The organism is Enterococcus sp. S183_ASV_20 (assembly GCF_018919685.1).
Taxonomy (GTDB): domain Bacteria; phylum Bacillota; class Bacilli; order Lactobacillales; family Enterococcaceae; genus Enterococcus; species Enterococcus faecalis.
In genome coordinates, this window is record NZ_JAHLRI010000201.1 from 1 (window position 1) to 275 (window position 275).

Consider the following 275-nt stretch of genomic DNA (forward strand, 5'->3'; position numbering starts at 1 on the left):
TTTAGACGTTTAGAGCGAATAGCTGGTCGCTCTTTGATAGATTTAAAATCACCAATTATTACAGATATGCCTAAAAGCCAAAGTCATGGGAACAAAGCAGAAGATGCGCTAGTACAATTAGCAGATGCAGAAGCAGAAAGAGACGCAATTTTATCTGGGCTTATGGCATTAAGCCTAACTAGCAGACAAATTTTGCACTATAGTTTCTGTGTGCAGGACCATTACTCTAATTACAAGATAGCTAGGGAAGTTGGATATTCCGAAAGAAGTATTCA

General features: G+C 38.2%; 1 protein-coding gene. It reads left to right on the forward strand.

The annotated features are described in order from the left end of the window. The coding region (locus KQI94_RS16420; protein ID WP_216454701.1) for an ArpU family phage packaging/lysis transcriptional regulator at positions 1 to 275 on the forward strand (275 nt) is incomplete at both ends.